We start from the raw sequence: 22,188 nt of genomic DNA, 5'->3' as shown, positions 1-22,188 counted from the left end.
CGCGGCGCACACCTGCTTGGCCGGCGTTGTGACTGCCGCGGTGGTGGTCAGCAATCCGTTCCCCCATACTATGGGCTTCACCATTGTAGTGGTAACCGGTGTAGTACCGTAAACGTTAAACGCCGGGGGCATTGGGAAGCGACTCCAGGTCCAGTTGCTTCATGGGGTGTGTCGTCACGGTTCGATCCCAATCAGCCACTCGAAGAACCAGTTCGGGACGAAGTCGGCGTGATTTGCGAAGTCGAAGAACCGCTCGGCGAACGGTTTCTGCATTGATGTTTTGGGACAGTCGTTCTGCTTCGCGTTGCAATTCGTTTCGCATTTTGGGATCGCAGAGCACGTCGTCGATCATCGCATCGTGTCGATCCAGAACGGTTCGGATGGCAATCTCGGCGGTCGGAATCGCGGCGTTGATCGATGCCGAAGCTTCCTTGGATCGTTGTGTGGTCGGGACATCGAGGTCACCACGTTTGCGAAGTTGCAGCAGTGCTCGCAGAGCCACTCGTTGCGCATCAAATTGCGATTCGTCGTCGGGTGTGATGTCCAATTCTCGAAGGAAAGCGTTTCGGAGTTTGTCTTGCAGGATCAATTCATCGCTGCTGAATCCCTGGTGCGTTTCGCGAAAAGCATCCCGAATGGTTTCCGGCGAGGCCGAGGATTGGGCGCGGATGGCAGGGGCGTGTTGAAGGGCGGCGAATGCTAGAAAGACGACGAAAAGCCACTGAATCAGTGAGCTCGTGGTATGGCAATGGCGTCGGAGGCAACGTGGAGTTGATGTTCCCAATGAGATTAGCATGTCAAAGTTTTCCTATCAGGCAGCTTGCTTGCATTGCTCCGATTCTACCAATCATTCCTGGTGCGACGTGCTGTGATCACGGCAGGGCGTGATTCGCGCGGTTTCATTGCCATGATTGGGGCAAACCGGACGATACGAACGAGGAAATGAAACATCGGTTGGCGGCATGAGGCCGCTGCCTCACTTTTTGCTTCTGAGTCACGACCGCGGATTTGCGGCCTTTCCCGACTTGGATTGAAGTCAATCGGAAACGGAGTTCGCCCCCATGACAAGAATCAATACCAACGTTTCGTCGCTCGTTGCACAAAACCGATTGCAGGCTAGCAACGATGACTTGCAGACGGCATTGACTCGATTGAGCACGGGTTTGCGAATCAACAGCGGGGCGGATGATCCTGCTGGTTTGATCGCCAGTGAAGCGTTGCGAAGTGAAGTGACCAGTTTGGGACGAGCGATCAGCAACACGCGTCGTGCCAGCCAAATCATCAGCACCGCAGACAGTGCTCTTGGTCAAGTCAGCAACCTGCTCAACGACGTTCGCGGCTTGGTTGTCGAGGCCGCCAACAACGGGGCGTTGTCCACCGAAGAGATTGCCGCTAACCAGTTGCAAATCGATTCGTCGTTGGAAGCGATCAACCGGATTGCACAGACCACGACTTTTCAAGGTCGCAAGTTGCTCGATGGATCGTTGGATTTCGTTTCCACCGCGGGGAGTGTGGATTCGATTCGAGATGTCAACATTGACCAAGCCAACCTAGGCATCACCGGTCAGATTGACGTGGAAATCGTTGTTCAGTCCGCGGCCACCCAGGCAACTGTGACGACGGGTGGATTCAGTCCCGCGGCACCGGCTTCCGTCAGCTTCGGCAGTTCCACGACGGCGGATATCAACGGCGAATCGATCGACATCGTTGGACCGGACGGGTTCACCAGTGTCGCGTTTGTGGATGATCCCACGAATTCGAACACGGGTGCGGTTTCCTATGATGACACCACCGGAGTGCTGACCATCACGGGCAACTTCGCGGGGGACTCGGCGAATCCTGGAGAAGTCGATGCCGATGCGAGTGCCTCGGTGATCCAGGGTTTGATCAACGCGGAAGAAGGATTTTCGGCTTCGGGAACAGCGGTCGCCGGTACCCCCGGGACATTGCCCACCGATGTTACCGCCGATGTCGCGTTCCAAGTGGATGCCATCGCAGAAGGTTCGGAATTCAATAACGTTCAAATCGAATTTGTTGATCTGAATGATGCCGCAGCCGATGACGCTGCAACGGCATCGTTTGATGAAGAGCAGAAGATTCTGACCGTGACTTATAACTCGCAAGCCGCGACTCCCACCAACCGGGACTACGCCGCAATCGCGACTGCCATTGACGCGGTCCAAGATTCGGAAGGCACCAACCTGTTCACGAGCACCAACAATTCGGGGTCGAACGCATTTGTTGCCCCGACGTCCCCGCTGACCACAGGCAACACTGGTGGTGAGGTGCTGTTGGATGATTTGGTGTTCCAGCTCAACGGAGCCCAAGGGGCCGAAACGTTCAACTTCGCGGGAGGAACTGGGCAAGACCAGATCGCTGCGGCGATCAATTTGGTCAGCGACAGCACCGGGATTTCGGCCAGCACGGAAACCGGCGTGTTGACGTTCACTTCGACGGACTACGGGTCCGAAGCGTTGATCAACATCGACGTGATCAACGAAGGCGGTGCAGGAACCTTCGAATCCTCGTTGGCGGAAACGCGGTCAACAGGGCAGGACATCTCAGCCACTGTCAACGGCGTGGAGGCCAACGGACGAGCAAACACGTTGTCGATCAACACGTCTTCGTTGGATTTGGAAGTGACGGTCGACAATGGCAGTTCTGCCAACTTCTCGTTCTCGATCACCGGTGGCGGTGCTCTGTTTCAATTGGGGCCGGACGTCACCAGCAACCAACAGGCTCGTCTGGGCATCGGGAGCTTGAGCACTGGTCAGCTTGGTGGTGCCTCGGGACGCTTGTATGAACTGGGAAGTGGCCAAGCGAAGAGCTTGACCAATGACGTCAACGGAGCCGCGTCGGTCATCGACGAAGTGATCGATAAAGTCACCAGTCTTCGTGGGCGACTCGGTGCATTCCAAGCCACGAGTTTGGAAAGCAACTTGGTCAGCTTGAACGAGACGCTCGCAAACTTGGAAGAAGCAGAAAGCTCGATTCGAGACGCTGACTTCGCGCAGGAGTCGGCGAACTTGACTCGGGCACAGATCCTGGTTCAGTCCGGAACGAACGTGTTGTCGCTGGCAAATCAGAACCCTCAGAACGTGTTGTCGCTGCTCGGGTAGTCTGACTTCTTGGCCCAGGCAACCTTTTAAGAACGAACGCCACCGATTCCAATTCTTGGGATCGGTGGCGTTGTTCGTTTGGGAAAGGTCACTTAGGACTTCCGCGCCAAGCTAAGTACGACGGCCCCATCCGGGGCGACACCCAGACGCTAGCCACCACTTGTTGATCGAACGTCCTGAGGGAGGGTGATGAGAAAGGCTTGTCAAATCGGCGCTGCAGGTGGCTTTCGATAGGGGAACTGTTTCGGGAAACGTCATTGTTCCGATGTACAATGGGGCTTCCGCCTAAACGGCTCAGATGGTTCTGCCCGGTCATCCCTACCTGGTCATCCCTACCCGGTCATCCCTGCCAGCCTGCTTAGATGTAGAACATCGGCGCAGCAACGTCTTGGCATTCTCGGACGACATCGCCCAGTCGGACGCGTGCCAGACGTGCTCGGGATTCTTCGGAGGCTTCGTTCCAACGTCGTTGCAGTGCGCGTTGAGCGTCTGACATGGGTTGGTCACCTCGATCCGTCGATTCGGTGCATCCGATTGCCTCCGCGATATCGAGCAACGTGATCGAGTCGGGGTCGACGGCCAAGACATAGCCACCCTGAGCACCACGCACGGCGCGGACCCAACCGGTGGATTTCAGCGTGCGCAGGATCTGAACCAAGTAAGGGCCAGGAATGTCATGGCGTACCGTGATCTCGGACGTACGGACGGGTTGCCCGTCTTTGCAGTGCATGGCCAGGTCCATCATCGCCAGACAGGCGTAATGAACGGCAGCGTTGATCACCATCGCTAGTTTCTCCGAGCAGGGGACAACCGATCAAAGTCAGTCCGAGGTGTGCAGTCCACATTCGGTCTTTTGGAATCCGCTCCATCGCCCTGCTCGTTCATCTTCGCCAATTTGGACGGGACGTGTGCAGGCTTGGCAGCCAATGCTCGGATAACCTTGATCGTGCAGCGGGTTGTACGGGATGCTTTCTTTCGAAATCAGCGACCACACATCTTTTTTGGTCCAGTTCGCCAGAGGGCTGATTTTCACCAGTTGAAACTTTTTGTCCCAGCCAACGATCGGTGCCTTGGCGCGATCTTCACTTTGGTCGCGACGAATCGCGCTGGCCCAAGCGTGCCAACCGCTGGCGGCCCGATGCAGGACTCGCAGTTTGCGTTCAAAGCAGCAACGGTTGGGGTCTGTTTTGTAGAGCGGTCCGCCGTGAAGGGCTTCAAACTCTTCGACGGTGGTGTCGGGATATTTGTACTGGACTTCGATCCCATAGCGCTCTTTGACCTTCTCACGAAGATCGAGGGTTTCTTGGAACTGATAGCCGGTTTCCAAATTGAAAATCGGAGTTTCCGGAGCGATCGTCGCCAGCATGTGAATGATCGTCATGCCTTCGGGGCCGAACGCGGTCGCCATCGTGAACTTGGGAGCGAAACGGTCCACCGCCCACTTCAAGATTTCCTGAGGCGTCGCCGATTCCAGGGAATCACTGTCCCGTTTCAACTCCGCCAAAAACTCCTCGGTGGGGTTCAGTGGCGGATCGGCGGCCAAGGCACCACGTTTCGTTGGAATGCCCTGAGCATCCACGTCAGGACCGGCGGCAGCGGCATTGTGAGCGATTTCGGCGGGCGTCAGCACGCGCAGAGATGTTTTGGGCACTGACTCATCCGAGGCAGGGGGTGATTCGAATTCAGAGGGGACATAGGTGGGGTTCACCACGGCTGTCTCGTTCAGGCGAATGGGCATTGCGATCCATCTCCAGACCGCCAAAAAAGCCGTCTGAAAGACTTTGGAATTGTGAAACCTTACAAACATGATCTGAATGGTCAAGTATCCAGATCGGCCGCCAGAGGAATCCGCTTGAGTCGATTGAAGTGGATCCACGTGTGTTTGACGTATAATTGGGTTGAGACGCTCCCTTTCGCCGTCTGAGCCAAGGAATTGGACCATGCCTGATTTACCCCCTGTCACCCTGAAACGTCCGTTCATTTCCCGTTGGAAGACGCGAATTTTGGCTGGGGTGGTGTGCGCAACGGGGTTGGTGAGCCTCCCGATGGAGCCTGCCAACGCGGACACGCTGCTGTTGAGCACCGGCGGGCAACTGACCGGTAAAGTCCGCGAAGTCGAGGGAAAGAAGACGCCATACGTCTTGGTGCAGGTCGATCCAGAGCTTTCCGTCGCAATCGCAAAAGCAAATTCGCGAATGATTGTTGGCGAGGAAAAACTGAGCGAATATCGGCGTCGTGTGGTGGCAGCCGGTCAGGACGGGCGGGCCCACTACGCACTGGCGACTTGGTGCAAGCAGAACAATCTGTTGCAGCAGCGCCAGTATCACTTGATGCGCACCATTGATTTGCTGCCCGATCATCCCAACGCCCGAGCCGCCCTGGGTTACACCCAGCGTGATGGCAAGTGGATACTCACGGAGGTTTGGCGTCGCAACCAAGGTTTGGTGAAAGACCGCCGGGGAAAATGGGTGCTGCCCGAGGTTCTGGCTTGGCGAAAGGCGGCGGATCAGAATGACAAGACCGCCAAGCGTTGGATCAAGACGATCAAGCAACTGCTTTCCAAGATCAAGAATGGCGATGCCGAAGCGATGGCAGAGTTAAACGCGATTGAGGATCCGTTGGCGTCACAAGCGATTGCGAAGGAGCTGATTGACTCGCAGAAACGCGGCTCCAGCATGCGTCCCGTGCGGATGGCGTGGCTTCGGAAATTGATGGAGCTTCGAACCGGTGTGGCCGTGGAAGCGATCGTCAAAACTGGGTTGCTGGAACCGGACGATGTGATTCGCGAAGAAGCCTTGCGATGGTTGCAATCCAATGAGACCAGTTCAGCGGTAGCGACCTACATGCCGTGGCTGAAAAGCAACAATCCGCAGCAGGTCAAAGCGGCGGCGCGAGCGCTGTCGTTCTTTCCCAATTCAGAAGCCGCGTTCGCCTACATCGACGCCTTAATCACGATCGAAGAGCGAACGCAGCAGGTCGGTGGCGGTTCGCGAGCCGGTTTCGACAACCAGGGAGGCGGTGGGTTCTCTCAAGGCAGCAAGCAGGTGGTCATTAAAACGCCACACCGGCATGCAGAAGTCTTGCACTTGCTTCGGTCGATCGCACCGGACGTCGACTTTGGCTATGACAAATCAGCCTGGAAGAAATACTTTGCTGATTTGCGATCGCCGCCCCGTTCGGATTTGCGACGCGACAGTTGACGCTGGTCACGGCTGGTGCCAGTGACCGTCCGCAAACGCAGTGGCACTGTAGCCGACGGAGGCTCTCCGTCGGCATGACTGCAACCCATCGCAGCAAGCGAAGGCCTGCTCAAAAGGTTCGAGGCGATGAGTCTAGAAAGTGGCTGAGTCCAGTGCCGTTCACCAATCAGGCGACGGGTTTGACTTCGTAACCGGGACGGTATTCTCGACGCAGGAATGGGTTGGCTGCGTCGGCGTTTTCGCCCACGAACTTTTCCGTCTTGGGATCGTGGGTGAGCATGGGGCCCGATTTCAATTCGGACATGTCCGCGCCGTATCGTTTCAGCGATTCGTGCATGTCGTCGAGGACGGCCGACCAAGCTGGCAATTCCGAAGCGGAGCGAACTTGTTCGTCGCTGTAGTTGCTGGCGCATCGCATGGCGACGTTGGCCAAGTTGCACCAGCCGGTGCTGTGGTGACCGTTTTCGATTGGAGCAGCCAGTGAGTCGGCTTTGCGACTCTTGACCGCTTCAACGAAGTTGCTGACGTGAGCTGGCACGGTGCTGACATTGGCTTTGAAGGTGCGAATGGTTTTGCCATCCATATCGACGGCTTTGCCGCTGCCACGCTGGCCAAGGTAGTAACCGCCTTCGCAGACGACGACATAGCCGCTGCCTGGGCCGGTCATCGGTTTGCCGCCGGGGACTTTCCAACTGCCTTTCTCACCCGGCTTGATCGACATGTTGCTCAAGGCGATCACGGTCGGAAAGAGCTCGGTTTCGAACAGGGCGAAGTGCACGTTGGGGGTTTGGCCCGCATCGTTCCATCCCATGCGACCGCCGGCTGCGATCATCTTGGACGGCGTGGAGACTTTGTCTTGGTAGGCAACGTTGCGAATGTCATCCAGGATGTGGACACCCCAGTTGCCCATTTCGCCGCTGCCGGTGTTCCAGTCCCAGTGCCAATCGTAGTGAAGACTGTTCCGCATGATGGGTTGGTCTTGGGCAGGACCGAGCCACAAGTCGTAGTTGACTTCCTTGGGAATCTCGAGTGGCGTGTCGCGTTTGCCGATTGGTCCGCGAACTCCGAGTCGGTTGGCTTGGACGTACTTGATTGCACCGAGGCCTTTGTCCTCGTGAAGGAATTGGCGAGCTTCCATTTGGATGGGATCACTGCGCTGTTGAGTTCCCAATTGCACAATTGCGCCGGACTTCTTGGCGGCTTCGACAACTTGCCGGCCTTCCCACTGCGAGTGCGACAAAGGTTTTTCGACGTAGACGTCTTTGCCTGCATCGATGGCCCAGATGGCGGCCAAGCAGTGCCAGTGGTTGCAGGTTGTGATGACGACTGCGTCAACGTTGTCGAGGTCCAAGACTTCGCGCAAATCGTTGTAGGGCTTGGCTCCGAATTTGCCAGCCAGCGAAGCGGCTCGTTTTTGATCCGGATCCGCGACTGCGACCAATTTGGCACCACTGACGCCATGAACGGTGCGAGCCAATTCGCCGCCGCGTCCACCGGCGCCGAGGACGGCGATGCGGACTTCTTCGTTGGCAGCGGCACGCAGGGGGCTGCTGAGCGCGACGGTGCCGACTCCTGCGGCCATGCCGGCTAGAAATTGGCGTCTTCCGAGATTTGAAGTCGAGACTTCACGCATGTTGTTGTCCTATGAAGTTGGGAGACGGGGGGACCGTTGAAATTCTCGCCATCCAGGATAGCGGATGGCGTTTAGGATAGGCAAAGCACCCGTCGGCATTTTTAGCGGGAAACCAGTTCCCGCACGCCAACGGATCTTACTCGTGTCGCAGGGCTTCGATCGGATTCATTCGAGCGGCGCGAATCGCGGGGTACAGTCCGCTGACCAAACCCACCATGACCGCGATGATGACAGCCAAAGGAATGGTTTCGTAAACGATCGCAGGCTGCGAATCTCGGATGGCGCTGGGGAGGGCTTCAAACTGTTCAGGGAAACCGCTGGCAACCAATCCAATGAACAATCGATACATCGGTGGCCCTGCGAATCCCAGCAAGATGCCAAGGAAGGCCCCGGCGAAGCTGAGCACGATGGTTTCCACCAAAAACTGACGGACGATGTCTGCCCGTTTGGCACCGAGAGCACGGCGAATGCCGATCTCTCGCGTCCGTTCGGTGACGCTGGCCAGCATGATATTCATGATTCCGATGCCGCCGACGAGCAGCGAGATACAGGCGATCAGGATCCCGATCCCTAGAAACATCAGTCTCAAGTTGCGAGCTTGTTCCAGCAGTTCCAGTGGAACCACCACGGCGATGTCACCAACGTCGGCGTGTTTTGGGGCCAAGATGTTCTGGATCACCGCGGCGCTCGTTCGAACCTGCGAGACTCTTTCCACTTGCAGCGTGATTTGATTCAGTTCCATCATTTCGATTTGAAACTGGCCGCTTCGACGCGTCACGATCGTGTCACCGATGCGCTTTTGCATCGTCTGGATCGGGATGTAAACATCCTTGGAGAAGTCTTGCGAATCCAAGGAACCACCGATTGCCGCAGACGGATTGCGAGCTTCGAGGACGCCCACGACCCGGTAGAAATCGGTGTGCTCGGGAATGTAGATTCGTTTGCTGATCGGTTCCTCGTAGGGGAACAAACGTTCGACGACGCCTGTTGCGATGACGCAGACATTTTCGTTGTTCAGCCCATCGGCATCGGTCAGGAAACGTCCGCCGCGTTCGCGAATCTTGAGTTGGTTGACGGTGGCGTAACCCGGCGTGCAGCCGACCAGACGTCCGTCGCACAAGTTATCTCGGTAGGTGAACTGGCGACGGATCTCGCGAATGGGGACTGCCTTTTCGATGGTTGGCAGGGTCGCGATGATTTGGTCCAGTTCGGAACGCAGCAACCCGTACTTTGAAGCGGACCGCTCTGCGAGTTTTTCTTCGGGCGGTTTGATGGTTCGAACGATGATGGTCGTGGCACCGAGCGATTCAATTTGTTTCTGAACTTGGTCGCTGGCCCCCTGGCTGATCGCGGTCAATACGATCACGGCCCACACACCGATCAGGATCCCGAGCATTGTCAGCCCGGTTCGCAGTGGGTGCAGGGTGAGGCTTTTGACGCCCAGCGAAAAGGTGCGGAGCCACATCATGATTCAAGTCCTTGTTTGGCAAGGATGGCTTTGGCGGCAGCACGCTGAGCGTTGCGGGCCTGGTCACGTTGCGATTCAGGGACTTGTACGTCGCTGTGAAGGGACCCATCTTTCAGGCGAACCACTCGTTTGGCGCGGTCCGCCACATCGTCTTCGTGAGTCACCAGAATAATGGTTCGGCCTTCACTATTGAGAACATCGAACAACGTCAGGATTTCTTCGGTGGTGACCGAGTCCAGGTTTCCCGTCGGTTCGTCAGCGAGGATGAAGAATGGGTCGTTGACCAAAGATCGAGCGATGGCGACACGTTGTTGCTGGCCACCTGAAAGTTGATTCGGCCGGTGATCGAGGCGGTCGCCCAGGCCCACTCGGCCAGCCAGTTCGACGACGCGTTTGTGTTGCTCGGGCCCCAGTTTGCCTTGGTAGTACAAAGGGACTTGGATGTTTTCCACGACGCTGAGTTGTTGGATCAGGTTGTACGACTGGAACACAAACCCGATGCGTCGACTTCGGATATCAGCGAGCTCGTCATCGGTCATGGTGCCGATGTCATCGTCACCCAGCATCAAGTGACCGGCTGTGGGTTGGTCCAAGCAACCCAGCAAATTCAGTAGCGTGCTTTTGCCGCTACCCGATGGTCCCATGATGGCGACGTAATCGCCTTCTGGAACGTCGAACGAGACGCCTCGCAGTGCTCGCACGGTTTCGCTTTTAAGAACGTATTCCTTCTTCAGGTTCTTGATGCTGGTCGCGAGGCGTTTTCCGTTTTCGCCTGCTTGCGATGGTTTGTTTGGTGCCAAGGCTGTTTCGCTCGAAGATGCAACCGATGTCTGAGGGTCGTAAGCGTTGGGAACGCTCATGACGCGACCGTCGGGATTTCTGTGATCTTGGTGGGGGGCGTCGAGGTGGCTTCTGGAAGAACCGTGTCGGATTCATTCACTGTCGCGTCCGATGTCGCAACGCCGTCGACGGGGGCTTCCAAGGAGGACTGCTGGTTGGAGCGTGGGCCGTTGGGCTTTCCACCGCCATTGGCGGCTCCTCGGTTGCCACCAGGTTTGCCTGCGCCGGGTCTACCCATGCCAGGTTTTTTGCCTCCGGGAGGGCCTCCACCCGGAGGTCCGCCGCCGGGTCTGCCCGCAGGGCGAGCGTTTTGGCTGCCAGCGTTGTCCGCTTCGGCGGGGGCGGTTTCGCGAAGGTCTCGCATTTCGCTGTTGTCCTCCGCCACGATCTCGGGCAGGTCCAACAAGTTCAAGTGCTCACGCAAGTTCAAGATGACTTTTTCACCGGGTTCCAAACCCGAAACGATGTTGCTCATCGTGTCGTTGATGGCCCCCACTTCGACCTCGCGAGTTTCGAATTTGGTCTTTCCTGTTTGAGTCAGCGAGTACATTTTGCCGCCGTGTTCGTACAAGCCTTGGATGGGGACTTGAACGGCATCGGGGAGTTGTTGGATGAAGACTTCCACGGCTGCGGTCATGCCGGTGCGGATGACGTCTGGCGGGTCAATGATCTCGATCGTGACGGCGTACTCTTTGACCGAAGAGCTGAACCAACTGCCGGGTTCGGCGTATCGGTTGACCTTTGTGACACGCCCTTTGAGAACGACATCGGGCAAGGCGTCCAAGCGGATTTTCGCAGGCATGCCCTTTTTGAGAAGGGTGATCCGTGACTCATTGACCTTGCAGCGAACTTGCATGCGTGTTGGATCAGGGAGTTGGATGATCGCTTGGCGTTCACGAACCTGTGCTCCGGCCTCGACAACGAATTCAGCGTTACCGCCGCGCGAGCTGTATCGGTTGGCGTGAACAACAACGCCATCGGTTGGAGCGTAGATCACGCAGTGTTCGATCTGCTGTTCAACGTTGGCGAAGTCTTGTTGTTCCTCTAGCAGTTCTGCGCGAGCGGCCGAGAGCGTGGCTTCTGCAGCGTCAATGTCACTGTCGAATTGAACCAGCATTTTTCGCCGGGTCAGATTCTGCAGCACCTTCAGTCGTGCTTGGGCTGATTCCAGTTGATTGCGGGCGTTAGCGAGTGCGAACTTGTCGGCTTCGAGTTGCAGTGATTTGACCAAGCCTTTGGCGACCAAACGCTCGGTACTGCCGATGGCCAATTGGGCTTTGCGCAGTTCTTGTTCGGCGACGGCGATTTCGCTCTGAATTGTTTTTTCGTCGGTCTTGTAAACGCCTTCGAGGTATTCCTCGCGAGCAATCTTGGCTTGTTCAACCAGTGCGGATGCCGTGGCCACATTGGCTTCGGCGGTGATCACTTGGATGCGATCTTCTTTCAGTTCGATCTCGAGATTGGAGGCGTCCAGTTCGACCAGTTTGTCGCCTTTGCGAACACGCGTTCCCTCGTCGATCACCCACAGGATCGTTGTTCCCGACCCGCCGCGCGATTCGATTTGGCAGACGATTTCGGTGTTGCTGCTGCTCTCGATTTCACCTTGCTCGATCACCGTGTGATCGAACGGGCCTCGGGTGACTTCCGTGACGATCAAATCGTCGACGCTGATCGCCGATTTTGGGGCGATGTAGCGCTGGTAACCGAAGTAGCCGCCCACACCGAGCAGCACCAAGCAAACCAGCAGCCCGATCAGGATTCCACCCGTCCGAGACGGATTGATCGAGTTGACTTGGCGGCACCCAACGGGGGCGGGACGCCGGGAATCTTGAGAGAGATGGCGAGCCGAACAAACGCGACTTCGCTCCACAACGGCGTTTCGCCGTTGTGGGCTGGGATGGGTTGATCGCATGGTTTTCAGGCGGGGGCCGTGGGGAGAGAACGGGGGGCTAATGATTGAAACCCCAGAAATCGACCAAGGTTTCGGTTGATTTCAATTGGGGAGGCAGACACGGCGAGTCCACCAGTCGGGCCAATATGTTACTCCACCAAGACGATCACCCAACCATTTTTAGCAAAAATAACGATCCGTCGAGATCGATTGCTCTGCCTCGGATTGTCCCTGTTGGGCCAGCTTTTCGCCGAGTTCAACAGGATCCATGGCAAATTTTGGGTTGATTTCGACTTTCACCGAATCGTCCACGCTGACGCCACAGGAGCGCAGCCAACGTCGGTGCAAGTCACAAATCGCCTGGCGAGCTAGTTCTGGGGTGTCCGTTGCCGCGCCATTGGCATTCTTCACTGGTGCAAAGGCGTCGGCGGGATCGGCTTCGCAAACAATCGTGTTTTTCGCGTGAGGAAGCAGGTCGAAGATGAACTGTTCGAATTTGGTTGCGTTGGGCTGGTCAGGAGTCACCAATTGGCCGTCGGCGTTGAGGTGAGGCACCTTTTTATTGGCCCGGTGGATCGGCAGCGACGCTTCCAATTGCAGCATTCGCTCGAGAAAATCCAAGTCGAACAGGTGAACGGCGATGTTGCCGGCCCACAGTTTTAGGCTGCCGTCCGGATTGGTCATCTCAGCCGCCGAGTCGGGCAGGTCGCTGTATTCGATGATTTGTGTTTTCCCATCGATTTCGACAACATTGCCGACTTTTTCGCTGGGGTAACGTTTTCGGATGACTTGGGTGGTCATTTCGCTGCTTGCAAGCAAGTGGTGGCCGATGAAGACCGGATCACACAAACCAACCAGTGGATTGTCGACTTGGAAGTAGAACAGGTGTTTGCGGCCATTTTTCCGCATCTCGTCCAAGCAACCATTTTGCGACAGGGCCCGCAGCGTTCCGCCGTGGCCGTCGGGGCTGAGCGCCAGCGAGCCCTTTTCGGCCAGCAACACTTCGCCGGTCGCTGCATCGACGGCGGGCATCGTTCCCTGCTGAAAAATCGTGACTTGATCTGGTTTCAGGCCCAAGTAGTCGTTTTCTTCGAAGTAACGACGTGTTTCGTCATGGGTCGCTTCGCTGGTCATCAGGTACAGCGGAACGTCGACGCCATACTTTTGACCGGCTGCGATCAAGCGATCGGCGAAAAACTGGAACAGCGTTCGGTCGCTCACCGGACCCACGGGGAACATGCCTTTGGGTTGATCAAATCCCAGTCGAGTTCCTTGGCCGCCAGCGACCAAAACTGTCGCAATTTCGCCTGCTCGCAGGGCTTCTTCTCCACGCTGTTGGGCCTGGTCCAGCGTCCAGTCGCAACCACTGCCGTCGCTGGCAACCGCTTGAGGCATCGAAGCTCGCGCGGCCAATTCGCCGAAGTCGACCGATTTGTCTTTGCCTTCGACTAGCGTTTTCAGGCGAGCGAAGTCAACGTCTGCGATTTGCTCGCTCAGGTGAGATTTTTCGGAGGCTTCGAGCGAGTCCCAAAAACGAAGCAAATGAGTTTGCTGGAACGGTTCCAAACGCGATTTCAGTTCCTCGTGAGAGAGAGACGATGGGCTGGAAGCGGTTGGCTGGTCGGCAGACATGAGCAACGATTGAATTCTTGGAGGAAAACGTGAGAGAGAGGCACCGGCAGCGGGGCTCAACTGCCTGTTTCAACAGCATATTCTGTTCCAGATGGATGCCAGCCACCCGCTGGAGAGATTCGCGAAAACTTCGCTAACTGTTGTCCGAACGTGGGAATGCTGCGGGTTGGCCAAACCAATCGGGATGGAATCCTTGGTGAACGGCGAGCAGGACGGCCTTGCCGTGTTGGTGCGGGGCGCCGTGGGTGGTGTCCCATTCCAGTCTTTCTTCGTACCTCAGGACTCGCAAACGCGAATCGGTGTGGCAGGCCCAGCCGACCAACTGATTGGGGCGAAAATAATTGATAACGGCGTCTGCCGTTTCGCTGATGGGTTGGTCGCTTTCTCTGCCCGGTGATTGATCGCTGCCAGGGTCCTCGGTGGTATGAACCTGGGTGTACAGCATGCCGTGCGTGGTCAGGGCGTCGCACATCTTTTTCCAGACGGCGGGGGCGTCGGATGCGGGGATGTGATCCAAAACGGTGGTTGCGATGACCGCCGAGTAGCTCGCCGGTTCGATGTCCAACTCGCGAACGTCGCGCACCACCGTCCGAATTCGTTCGGACAAATTGGCTTGTTCGGCCCGTTCGCGAATTCGGTCCAGGCCCCGTTCGCTGACGTCCACGGATGTGACGTCGTATCCCGCCGCGGCCAGAGCCAGCGTGTCTCGTCCCGCTCCGGCTCCCAGGTCGAGTGCCTTGGGGCGAGCCGCGGAGGGCGACCTGAGGGCGGCAGTTTGTTTCAGATACGCCGCCAATTCCGGGGAAGGTTGCAGTCCATAGGCGATGTTTTCTCGATCGTAGGCTTCAAAAAAGAAGTCATTGGACGGGTCATCGGTGACTCGATTCACGCTGATACAGACTGTCTGAAGAAATCGGATAAAATGGACGCAACATTGGCAAGATAGTCCGCCGGAAAGCGAAACACACGTATGTCTTCCATTGAACCCACGATCGACCCAAGCGACGAGTCCCCTGACTCAATTGATGAAAGTACGCTCGTGACGGTCGAATTGGTGACTCCACCGGTCGTTGACGCTGAACTTGTTCCGGCTTGGAGACGCGCTCTTGCCTCCGTAGGACGCTGGGGGTTGTTGCTGGTTTTGGCGCTGATGACGTTTGGGTTCTTGTGTTCGGGATTGAGTCCTGACCCATCGGCGATCTTTGACGAAGACGCCGTTCATTCGACCGAAGTGGCTCAAGGGGATGACGCACCCAGCGTTGGCATCGATCTGGATACGATCACGATGGATCAGGTGGCTGGGGAGTCGGTCGAACCGGTCAGTCTGCGATCGTCTCAGCAGGAATCGTCGAGCCAAGCGAAATCACCCCAGTCAAGTTCTCGAAAGGCTGATGCCGAACCAGCGTTGATCGCGAAAAAGTTGGAAGAGCAATGGCGTGCCCAGTTAAATTCTCGCGGCTTGGACGCTGCACCGATGGCTGACTGGATGACGGTTTGTCGGCGGTTGTCGTTGGCATTGGTCGGGACCGGGTTGTCGCTCGAAGAGATCCGCTCGCTGCAAAGGTTGCCGGAATCAGAGCGAGTCGAGACGCATCGTGAACGATTGCTCAACAGCGATCGGTTCCATCATTACTGGGCTGAACGCACGGCTCGTTACTTGGTGGGTGCTGACGAAGGGCCGTTCATCTTTTATCGCGGACGACGTTTCCGAACTTGGTTGACAGAGCAATATGCCAAGAACACTCGCTATGACGAGTTGGTGCGGATGCTGATCACGGCCGAAGGTGTTTGGACCGATCGGCCTGAAGTCAACTTTCACACCGTTACCTTTGACAGTGGCGACAACGATCCGGATCCCATTCGTTTGGCGGCCCGGACCACGCGAGCTTTCTTGGGCGTGCGAATCGACTGCCTGCAATGCCACGACGACTTCTTAGGAAACGTTTCGCTCGGCGATGCATCGTGGATCATGTCTTGCGGAGCGGATGACGAAACGGTTGATTCCGTGGAGGAAGCTAAAAATACAAGTTGGCTCCTTCGAGAAGGAACCCAGGAGGACTTTCACTCTCTGGCAGCGTTCTTCACGGCAGCGACGAGCGAAGGTGTGCAGGGATTGAAAGACAAACGCGCCGATTACGAGTACCAGTACTTGTACGAGGACGAAACGGTGCCGGTTGAGCCTAACGTGCCGTTCCTGCGTGATCTGTTGCCGCCGCGTCCAGAGAATCAGCGAGACAAAGCGGAAGAAGACGACGCAACGGAAGGAGACACTCACGCGGATTCTGGAAAGCTGATTGAAGAACCAGGCGATGAGCCGGAGTCTGGCGAGCTGCCCAAGTACTTGAGTGATCGGGAACGTTTGGCGTATTGGCTGACGCATCGCGAAAACAAGCCGGCCGCTCGGGCAGCGGTAACTCGTGTGTGGACGTTGCTGTTTGGCCAGCCACCTGCCATCGAAACGGATCACGGGTTTCAGGTTGGCGAAGTCGATAACCTGCCGTTGGATTCGCCTCCGTCGCCGATGATTGAGACGCTGACCGAAGCGTTCATCGTAAGCGATTTCAATGTTCGGAAACTGATCCGCTGCATCACGGATTCTCCTGCGTTTCGCGTGAGCAGTCGGGCGGACTTCGACGTGACGGAACAGCACGAATTGGCGATGGCTGTGTTCCCCGTGACCCATTTGCGAAGTGAACAAGTTGCCGGGGCAGCCATTCAATCGGGCAGAATCAAGACCATCAACCGTGATTCATCCTTCTTGGTCCAGTTGCAGCAATTTGGAAGTCTGAATGATTTCCTGAAACGATACGGGGATCTGGGAGAAGACGAATTCACTCAGCAACCTGTCACCATCACTCAACGATTGGTGATGCTGAACGGAAAACTGATCAACGAAACGGCGAGTCCCAATCCTATCTTGAACGCTTCCTCGCACATCGAAATGTTCGCGAGAAATGATGAAGAGGTGGTTCGGACATTGTATTTGACGGTGTTGAATCGAGAGCCGAGCGAGCCCGAATTGAAACACTTCACCACTCGACTCACCGCTGAGAGTCGCAATCAAAGCGATCCACCAACATCGCGTAAACAAGAGATCACGGATCTCACGTGGGCGTTGCTCAACAGCAGCGAGTTCGCCTGGAATCACTGAGCCCCGACTCCTGCACGATACCAACTGGAGACTTTTATGAGCATCTCGTTTAACGACCCAACCGAATCGGATTTTGGGGTGGGACGCAGTCTGAAGAACGGTTTGTGCAGTGCGGAAGTCCACCTGTCACGCCGACGGTTGTTGGGGGCTGGTTCCGCGTTGATGATGTCTTCGTTGGCACGTCGTTTGACTTTGGCGGCGGAGCAAGAAACGGATTCAGGGAAGCCTCCCAAGAGTGTGATTTTGCTGTGGATGGAAGGCGGGCCAAGTCAGCTGGAAACGTTTGACCCGCATCCGGGAACCAAGTTCGGTGGCGAAGTCGGTGACGTAACGACCACGGTGAAGGATCTGAGGATCGCGGACACGATGCCGCGATTGGCGGAGCAAATGCATTTGTGTTCGTTGGTTCGAAGTGTGATCGGGAAAGAAGGCGATCACGAGCGAGCGATCTATGCGATGAAGTCGGGCTATCGACCGGATCCAACGTTGGAGCATCCATCCATCGGCAGCATTCTTTGTCACGCCGATGAGGCGGGAGCTGAGATTCCGCGGCACATCTCAATCTTGGCGGGTCGCAACGCCGCGACGGGCGGCTATCTCGGGCCTCAGTTCGATGCTTTCAAAACAGGTGACCCATCCGAGCCGGTTCCGGATGTGCGGGCCCGGGTGGATGAAGCACGCTACCAGCGTCGTTTGGATGCATTGAACAATGTGTTGGAGCCGCAATTCACTCGAGGTCGCATCCGGAACCTGCAAGAGAACCGAACGTTGCACCTGGCGGGAACGGAAGCGGCTCGAAGGATGATGTCGAGCGACCAGTTGACCGCGTTTGATGTCAAGGAAGAATCACAGTCCGAACTGGCTGCCTTTGGCGATCACGCGTTTGGGCGAAGTTGTTTGGCGGCAGCACGGTTAGTGGAAGTCGGTGTCCGTTGCGTGGAAGTGACACTCAGTGGATGGGACAGTCACATCAACAATCACAGCCTGCAGTCGAGTGCGGCGGGGACTTTGGATGATGGGATCGCCGCCCTTTTGAAACGACTGGAAGAGCGAGGTTTGTTGGAGTCCACGCTGGTCGTTTGCGGCGGAGAGTTTGGCCGCACGCCGCAGATCAATCCGGCCGGAGGACGCGACCACTGGATTCACGGTTTCAGCACGTTGTTGGCTGGTGGTGGCATCCGCCGAGGCCACGTGCACGGTGCGACGGGACCGGAACCCAATTCAGAGAAACCCGATGCTCACGTGGCCGATCCGGTGACGATTCCTGACCTTCACGCCACGATCTTGTCAACGTTGGGGCTGGACCCGACCGAAGAACTGGACACTCCGATCGGACGACCGATGAAACGCAGTGAAGGCGAAGTCATCGAGGCGATCATCGCTCAGGCGTGATGGATCCTGTGACGGCAAACTCAGCTTACTGTCCGTCCGACGCGATTTTCTGTTCCGGTGTGATTGTGATCCCCTGCTCACGCCGCGTTCGTTTTGCAACGGGCGTTGATCACTGAGCCGGTTGCATCCAGTTGATTTCGAGACCCACGGGTTCGGTCGAGGCGTCCAGGTTTCCGAACGCGACGGCAGTGAAGGCTTTGGCTTCGACATCATCTGCAAAACGGACCGGGTAAGCCTTCCCGTCTAGCAGACGGATTTGATAATCATTGGCGGATTCGGCCTCAATGATTTTGCCGAGGATGAACGCTCCATCGGTTTGCCGGTCAGCCTCGGGAGTGCTGATCCAGGCCGGGACCTGTTTGGCAAATGACACAAACAGGTTCTTATTGGATTTGATTTTGTCGACCAAGGGCTGCAGTTGGTTGGGATCGGTTGCAGCATCGGCGGACAATCTCGAGAGCATGCCATAGGCGAAGGCGACTGCTTGCCCGTACTTGGGATCTTGAGCGTCCATGCCTTCGAGTCGATCGAGAACCGTCCCAATTTCATTGATCGAAGCGGCGATTTGTGGCTCATCCGGAGTGGAGGTTTCCTCGACAGTGCTGTCAGTGGGCTCTGTTTCGCTTGGCAGATCCATTTCGTTTGGCAGATCCAATTCATCCGCTGCCGCGTTCATGACGGCGGATGGCAAGCCGGGGAGTTCGGTCAAAGGTTCTTCTTCGACGGGCGTTTCCGGCATGCTGTCTGACAAAGCGGTTTCAGGCAGGTCCAAGCCAAAGCCGCTCGAGTCGTCCGATTCGACCGGAGGTTTGGCCACTTCGGTGAGCGGAGCCTCTTCGACGGCTGGCGTTTCAAAATTGTCAGTTGGCGGCACCGTGTTGGTCAACTCAGCCAAGGCTTCTGAGGCCGGGTCGGTGGCAGGAACCATATCCGCTTCCGATGTATCCAGTTCAACCGGTTGAGGTGCAGTGGATTCGCCATCGTTTAGGTCTTCACCGAGCGAGCGGCCTTGCGGTTTGTCATCCAGGATCGGTGGGGTGTAGCCACCGGGCGAGGCGGGCGCTGCCGCTGAGCGACGGATTTGGTTGGACGAGTTGTAGGTTCCGTCCAGCGGATAGAACCCAAGGTTGGGAAGGGCGTCCAGGTACCACAGCAATCCGCCTCCGATGGGCAGTGCCAGTAACGCGCCGAGGATTGGCGAGCCAACTGTTTTGATCAGCGACTTCTTTTTGCGGCGAGATTTGTCACTGGTGTAGATTGCCATCGGAGCCGCTTCCGTGGCAACGCGGGTGTCCGGTTCCGGTTGGTCCTCGGGGACGACGAATTCTTCCAGGTCATCTTCGGTGGTGGGAGATTCTTGCGAAAGAAGTTCCGGCTCGTCGGCGGGGGGGGCGAGTGATTCTGAATCCAGTGTTTCGAGAGCAAGCATCTCGTCGGATTCCGCGTCAGCAGCATCGACTGGTTCTTCAATGATGTAGTCGCCGTCCAGTTCCGGAACGGTGTCGGTCGAAGCAACCGTGTCGGCTGAACTGAAGCCTGCTAACGCGGCCGGCTCTTCCTCATCAGGTTCGATGGTTTCTTGATCCGTCATGAGTTCCGAGGTGGTGTTCAAATCATCACCGACCACGATCAGTGCGGGCGGCATGGCGGACTCGATTTCTTGTGGGTCGAGCGTTGCCAAGCACCACGGGCATTGGATTTGGGCGGACGTTGACACTTGACCTGAAAGCAAACGATCAGGAATCCGAACCGATTCGTGACAGCGAGGACAAGAGGTGACCAACATGAGCGAGACCAATCCGGCGGGAACTGTTTGAGACGGGGTTGGTGGTATTGTAACCACGCCCGGCGGCCATTTCAGCCCGCCGTTTGTGGGTCAATCTCCTCTTCTGGGTGGCTGGTCTTTAGTTCGTGGTTGAGGATCTCGAGCAAGGTTTGTAGGAAGACCACGACCATGGGGCCAACCAGGATCCCGATGGGACCGAAGACCGAAACGCCACCAATCACACTGAGCAGTGCGAACAGCGGGTGCAGTTGGCTGCGACCGTGCAGCACATAAACCTTGATCACGTTGTCGATCGAGGAAACCACAGTCGCTCCGTAAATCGCCAGCAATGCCGCTGCGATCCAACGTTGATCGACCAATCCCAGCCATAACGCACAAGGCACCCAGACCGAAGCAGCGCCCAAGAACGGCACCAACGCCATCACACTGGTCAGGAACAACAGCAACACAATTTGGTCGAAACCGCAGAGCCAAAATCCAACGGTCGCCAGGATTCCTTGAACCAAAGCGCTGGCAACGCTTGCGAGCACCACCGCGCGGCTGGTCCGGTCGAACTCCGTCAACAATTGATGTTCATAGTTGTCGTCCATCGGTGAAAGCCGCATCAACGTACGGATCATCACCGGACCATCGATCAAGAAGAAATACACTGAGACGACTAGGATCACCAAGCCGAAGATGATCTGCGCGACGATGCTTCCCGTTGCACTCGTCAGCCGGACGAATCGCGGTTGCAGTGATTCACGTGCCATTCGGATCAAAGCTGCAAAATCGCCTTCGTCAGGATTCGCGAGCAAGCAAAGTTGGCTGCGCAGTGACCCACCGAGCAACAGGTTCATCCAACTTCGAACCGAGGCAGCGGTGATCACCGCGGGCTGTTCAAAGCGTTCGTTCTTGTTCAGTTGGACCAGCAATTGAGGTTGCCTGTCCAAGGTTGATCTGACGCGAGAATCTTCGTTTTCACTGTCGCCAGCAGCGGAATCAAGCTCGCCCGAGCCTTTTGGGGCCGGCAACAAAGACTGGGATGGCGATTCCTCGGCGGGACTTTGATCTGGAAACTCCGATGTGTCGTCGGGACGTTCTGTCGGATCCAAGGAGGTGGCCGCCGGTTCCGAAGCCAGTTGTCCCAACGACGAAGTGGCCGGTGCAGATGGTTTGGGAATGAGCGAGTCTTTGGCGGGATCATCGCCGCCAGGGGTGAGCACTTGGGGGTGGAGAGATTGGTCCAACAAGTCAGCGAACTCGTTTAAGTTGTCGACCGCAATTTCTGCTGCCGCCTCCGCGATATCCGCACTGGGAACTTCTGCTTGCAGATACGTGATGATCGCGGCCGCTTGTTTCAGTTCATTGATTTTTCCTCGGACGGCTTGTGGATCATCGGCTTGCGGAACGGTGATATCACCGATGATGCGATCCAGTTCACGAAAGTGTTCTGGGTGGGGCAATGACAAACCGACTTGCGAACGGACACGATCCATCGCGACCGACATATTGCTCAGGTTCATTTTACTGAGCAGGATCGTGAACTGGGTTGTTGCCACGGAGACCAAAATCCCTAAAGGCAACAGCACGATGAACAGGATCAACGCGGTGGTGGTTCCAGCGGCCAATCGTCGTCGGCCCTTGACCTTTTCAAAAATCCACAAATGGATGGGACGAAAGATGACGACCAACAACGCGGCCAAAAACAGCGGGACAAAGAACCCGATCATCAACCGGTAGAACAGAACCCCCACCGCCAAAATCCCGATCACCAGCATCACCACGGACATGATCCGCGAGAGCGATGGGAGTTGGGGAAAGAGCACTTGTTTGCGGTTGCCGGGTTGATCCGGCGCCTCGGAACGCTCGGGCGCGGAATCGCCGATCACCGCGGTGAGTTTCTCCGGTGAGTCAGGCGTTTCCGTTTCGCGATCCTGAGTCGATGACTCCGGTTCGCTTGCGGTTGTGGAACTCGAGTCGACAGGCGGATCCGAGTCACTGCCGCGTCGGCGGCTCGGCTGGTTCTTTTTTCGTCGTCCCACAAACTCCCTTTCAATTTTGAGTCGCTGCGGTCGCATCGCCATCCAAAGCGAT

Annotated in this window: 15 protein-coding genes; 4 read left to right on the top strand and 11 right to left on the bottom strand. The window is 56.7% G+C overall.

Annotated features, from left to right (window positions below; translation table 11 throughout):
• Positions 1 to 115: 115 nt before the first annotated feature.
• Positions 116 to 796 carry a hypothetical protein gene (locus ACF8AM_RS12190; protein ID WP_392555892.1) on the bottom strand — a complete coding sequence of 227 codons (681 nt, stop codon included), beginning with the start codon at positions 794 to 796 and terminating at the stop codon, positions 116 to 118.
• Positions 797 to 1,061: 265 nt separating this feature from the next.
• Between ACF8AM_RS12190 and ACF8AM_RS12185 the strand changes: the two genes are divergently transcribed.
• Positions 1,062 to 3,119 carry a flagellin gene (locus ACF8AM_RS12185; protein WP_392555891.1) on the top strand — a complete coding sequence of 686 codons (2,058 nt, stop codon included), beginning with the start codon at positions 1,062 to 1,064 and terminating at the stop codon, positions 3,117 to 3,119.
• A 358-nt stretch (positions 3,120 to 3,477) separates the two neighbouring features.
• On the opposite strand, the gene ACF8AM_RS12180 is transcribed toward ACF8AM_RS12185, so the two are convergent.
• Both ACF8AM_RS12180 and ACF8AM_RS12175 read right to left on the bottom strand, forming a co-directional pair.
• Positions 3,478 to 3,903 carry an Rrf2 family transcriptional regulator gene (locus tag ACF8AM_RS12180; RefSeq protein WP_392555890.1) on the bottom strand — a complete coding sequence of 142 codons (426 nt, stop codon included), beginning with the start codon at positions 3,901 to 3,903 and terminating at the stop codon, positions 3,478 to 3,480.
• Positions 3,904 to 3,939: 36 nt separating this feature from the next.
• On the bottom strand, positions 3,940 to 4,857 hold the full coding sequence (locus ACF8AM_RS12175; protein ID WP_392555889.1) for a phosphoadenylyl-sulfate reductase: 918 nt from the start codon (positions 4,855 to 4,857) through the stop codon (positions 3,940 to 3,942).
• Between the two features lie 202 nt (positions 4,858 to 5,059).
• Here ACF8AM_RS12175 and ACF8AM_RS12170 point away from each other — a divergent pair, with 202 nt between their 5' ends.
• Entirely contained in the window at positions 5,060 to 6,319 is a 1,260-nt protein-coding gene (locus ACF8AM_RS12170; protein ID WP_392555888.1) for a HEAT repeat domain-containing protein, read from the top strand.
• A 166-nt stretch (positions 6,320 to 6,485) separates the two neighbouring features.
• Here ACF8AM_RS12170 and ACF8AM_RS12165 read toward each other — a convergent pair whose 3' ends face one another.
• From ACF8AM_RS12165 to ACF8AM_RS12140, 6 genes are all read right to left on the bottom strand, one after another.
• Positions 6,486 to 7,952 (bottom strand): Gfo/Idh/MocA family protein, encoded by a 1,467-nt coding sequence (locus tag ACF8AM_RS12165; RefSeq protein WP_392555887.1) that lies wholly within the window; start codon positions 7,950 to 7,952, stop codon positions 6,486 to 6,488.
• Between the two features lie 136 nt (positions 7,953 to 8,088).
• Complete coding sequence (locus tag ACF8AM_RS12160) at positions 8,089 to 9,420, bottom strand: ABC transporter permease (protein WP_392555886.1); 1,332 nt, start codon at positions 9,418 to 9,420, stop codon at positions 8,089 to 8,091.
• A complete protein-coding gene (locus tag ACF8AM_RS12155; RefSeq protein ID WP_392555885.1) occupies positions 9,417 to 10,280 on the bottom strand; it encodes an ABC transporter ATP-binding protein in 864 nt (287 codons plus the stop codon). Before ACF8AM_RS12155 ends, ACF8AM_RS12160 begins: the two co-directional genes overlap by 4 nt.
• Positions 10,277 to 12,172, bottom strand: coding sequence for an efflux RND transporter periplasmic adaptor subunit (locus ACF8AM_RS12150; RefSeq protein ID WP_392555884.1), 1,896 nt, complete (start codon positions 12,170 to 12,172; stop codon positions 10,277 to 10,279). The genes ACF8AM_RS12155 and ACF8AM_RS12150 overlap by 4 nt, the downstream gene beginning before the upstream one ends.
• A 159-nt stretch (positions 12,173 to 12,331) precedes the next feature.
• On the bottom strand, positions 12,332 to 13,783 hold the full coding sequence (locus tag ACF8AM_RS12145) for a UTP--glucose-1-phosphate uridylyltransferase (RefSeq protein ID WP_392555883.1): 1,452 nt from the start codon (positions 13,781 to 13,783) through the stop codon (positions 12,332 to 12,334).
• 133 nt (positions 13,784 to 13,916) lie between these two features.
• Positions 13,917 to 14,672 carry a class I SAM-dependent methyltransferase gene (locus ACF8AM_RS12140; RefSeq protein WP_392555882.1) on the bottom strand — a complete coding sequence of 252 codons (756 nt, stop codon included), beginning with the start codon at positions 14,670 to 14,672 and terminating at the stop codon, positions 13,917 to 13,919.
• Between the two features lie 81 nt (positions 14,673 to 14,753).
• Here ACF8AM_RS12140 and ACF8AM_RS12135 point away from each other — a divergent pair, with 81 nt between their 5' ends.
• A complete protein-coding gene (locus ACF8AM_RS12135) occupies positions 14,754 to 16,934 on the top strand; it encodes a DUF1549 domain-containing protein (protein ID WP_392555881.1) in 2,181 nt (726 codons plus the stop codon).
• Positions 16,935 to 16,970: 36 nt separating this feature from the next.
• The gene (locus tag ACF8AM_RS12130; protein ID WP_392555880.1) at positions 16,971 to 18,326 is read left to right on the top strand and encodes a DUF1501 domain-containing protein; all 1,356 of its coding nucleotides are present in this window, start codon (positions 16,971 to 16,973) and stop codon (positions 18,324 to 18,326) included.
• A 109-nt stretch (positions 18,327 to 18,435) separates the two neighbouring features.
• Here ACF8AM_RS12130 and ACF8AM_RS12125 read toward each other — a convergent pair whose 3' ends face one another.
• The gene (locus tag ACF8AM_RS12125; protein WP_392555879.1) at positions 18,436 to 19,971 is read right to left on the bottom strand and encodes a hypothetical protein; all 1,536 of its coding nucleotides are present in this window, start codon (positions 19,969 to 19,971) and stop codon (positions 18,436 to 18,438) included.
• Between the two features lie 212 nt (positions 19,972 to 20,183).
• Positions 20,184 to 22,136 carry an AI-2E family transporter gene (locus ACF8AM_RS12120; protein ID WP_392555893.1) on the bottom strand — a complete coding sequence of 651 codons (1,953 nt, stop codon included), beginning with the start codon at positions 22,134 to 22,136 and terminating at the stop codon, positions 20,184 to 20,186.
• Positions 22,137 to 22,188 lie beyond the last annotated feature (52 nt).

The sequence above is a fragment of the Rhodopirellula sp. JB055 genome, from assembly GCF_043100905.1.
Lineage (GTDB): Bacteria > Planctomycetota > Planctomycetia > Pirellulales > Pirellulaceae > Rhodopirellula.
Note: the sequence above shows the minus strand (reverse complement) of the source record. Positions and strands in the feature narration are given on the sequence as shown.

Excerpts from the sequence above, each read along its gene's own strand:
- ACF8AM_RS12135 (WP_392555881.1), top strand. The coding sequence starts at position 14,754 with ATGTCTTCCATTGAACCCACGATCGACCCAAGCGACGAGTCCCCTGAC.
- ACF8AM_RS12130 (WP_392555880.1), top strand. The coding sequence starts at position 16,971 with ATGAGCATCTCGTTTAACGACCCAACCGAATCGGATTTTGGGGTGGGA.
- ACF8AM_RS12190 (WP_392555892.1), bottom strand. The coding sequence starts at position 796 with ATGCTAATCTCATTGGGAACATCAACTCCACGTTGCCTCCGACGCCAT.
- ACF8AM_RS12165 (WP_392555887.1), bottom strand. The coding sequence starts at position 7,952 with ATGCGTGAAGTCTCGACTTCAAATCTCGGAAGACGCCAATTTCTAGCC.
- ACF8AM_RS12125 (WP_392555879.1), bottom strand. The coding sequence starts at position 19,971 with ATGCCGCCCGCACTGATCGTGGTCGGTGATGATTTGAACACCACCTCG.
- ACF8AM_RS12185 (WP_392555891.1), top strand. The coding sequence starts at position 1,062 with ATGACAAGAATCAATACCAACGTTTCGTCGCTCGTTGCACAAAACCGA.
- ACF8AM_RS12180 (WP_392555890.1), bottom strand. The coding sequence starts at position 3,903 with ATGGTGATCAACGCTGCCGTTCATTACGCCTGTCTGGCGATGATGGAC.
- ACF8AM_RS12145 (WP_392555883.1), bottom strand. The coding sequence starts at position 13,783 with ATGTCTGCCGACCAGCCAACCGCTTCCAGCCCATCGTCTCTCTCTCAC.
- ACF8AM_RS12170 (WP_392555888.1), top strand. The coding sequence starts at position 5,060 with ATGCCTGATTTACCCCCTGTCACCCTGAAACGTCCGTTCATTTCCCGT.
- ACF8AM_RS12175 (WP_392555889.1), bottom strand. The coding sequence starts at position 4,857 with ATGCCCATTCGCCTGAACGAGACAGCCGTGGTGAACCCCACCTATGTC.
- ACF8AM_RS12150 (WP_392555884.1), bottom strand. The coding sequence starts at position 12,172 with ATGCGATCAACCCATCCCAGCCCACAACGGCGAAACGCCGTTGTGGAG.
- ACF8AM_RS12155 (WP_392555885.1), bottom strand. The coding sequence starts at position 10,280 with ATGAGCGTTCCCAACGCTTACGACCCTCAGACATCGGTTGCATCTTCG.
- ACF8AM_RS12160 (WP_392555886.1), bottom strand. The coding sequence starts at position 9,420 with ATGATGTGGCTCCGCACCTTTTCGCTGGGCGTCAAAAGCCTCACCCTG.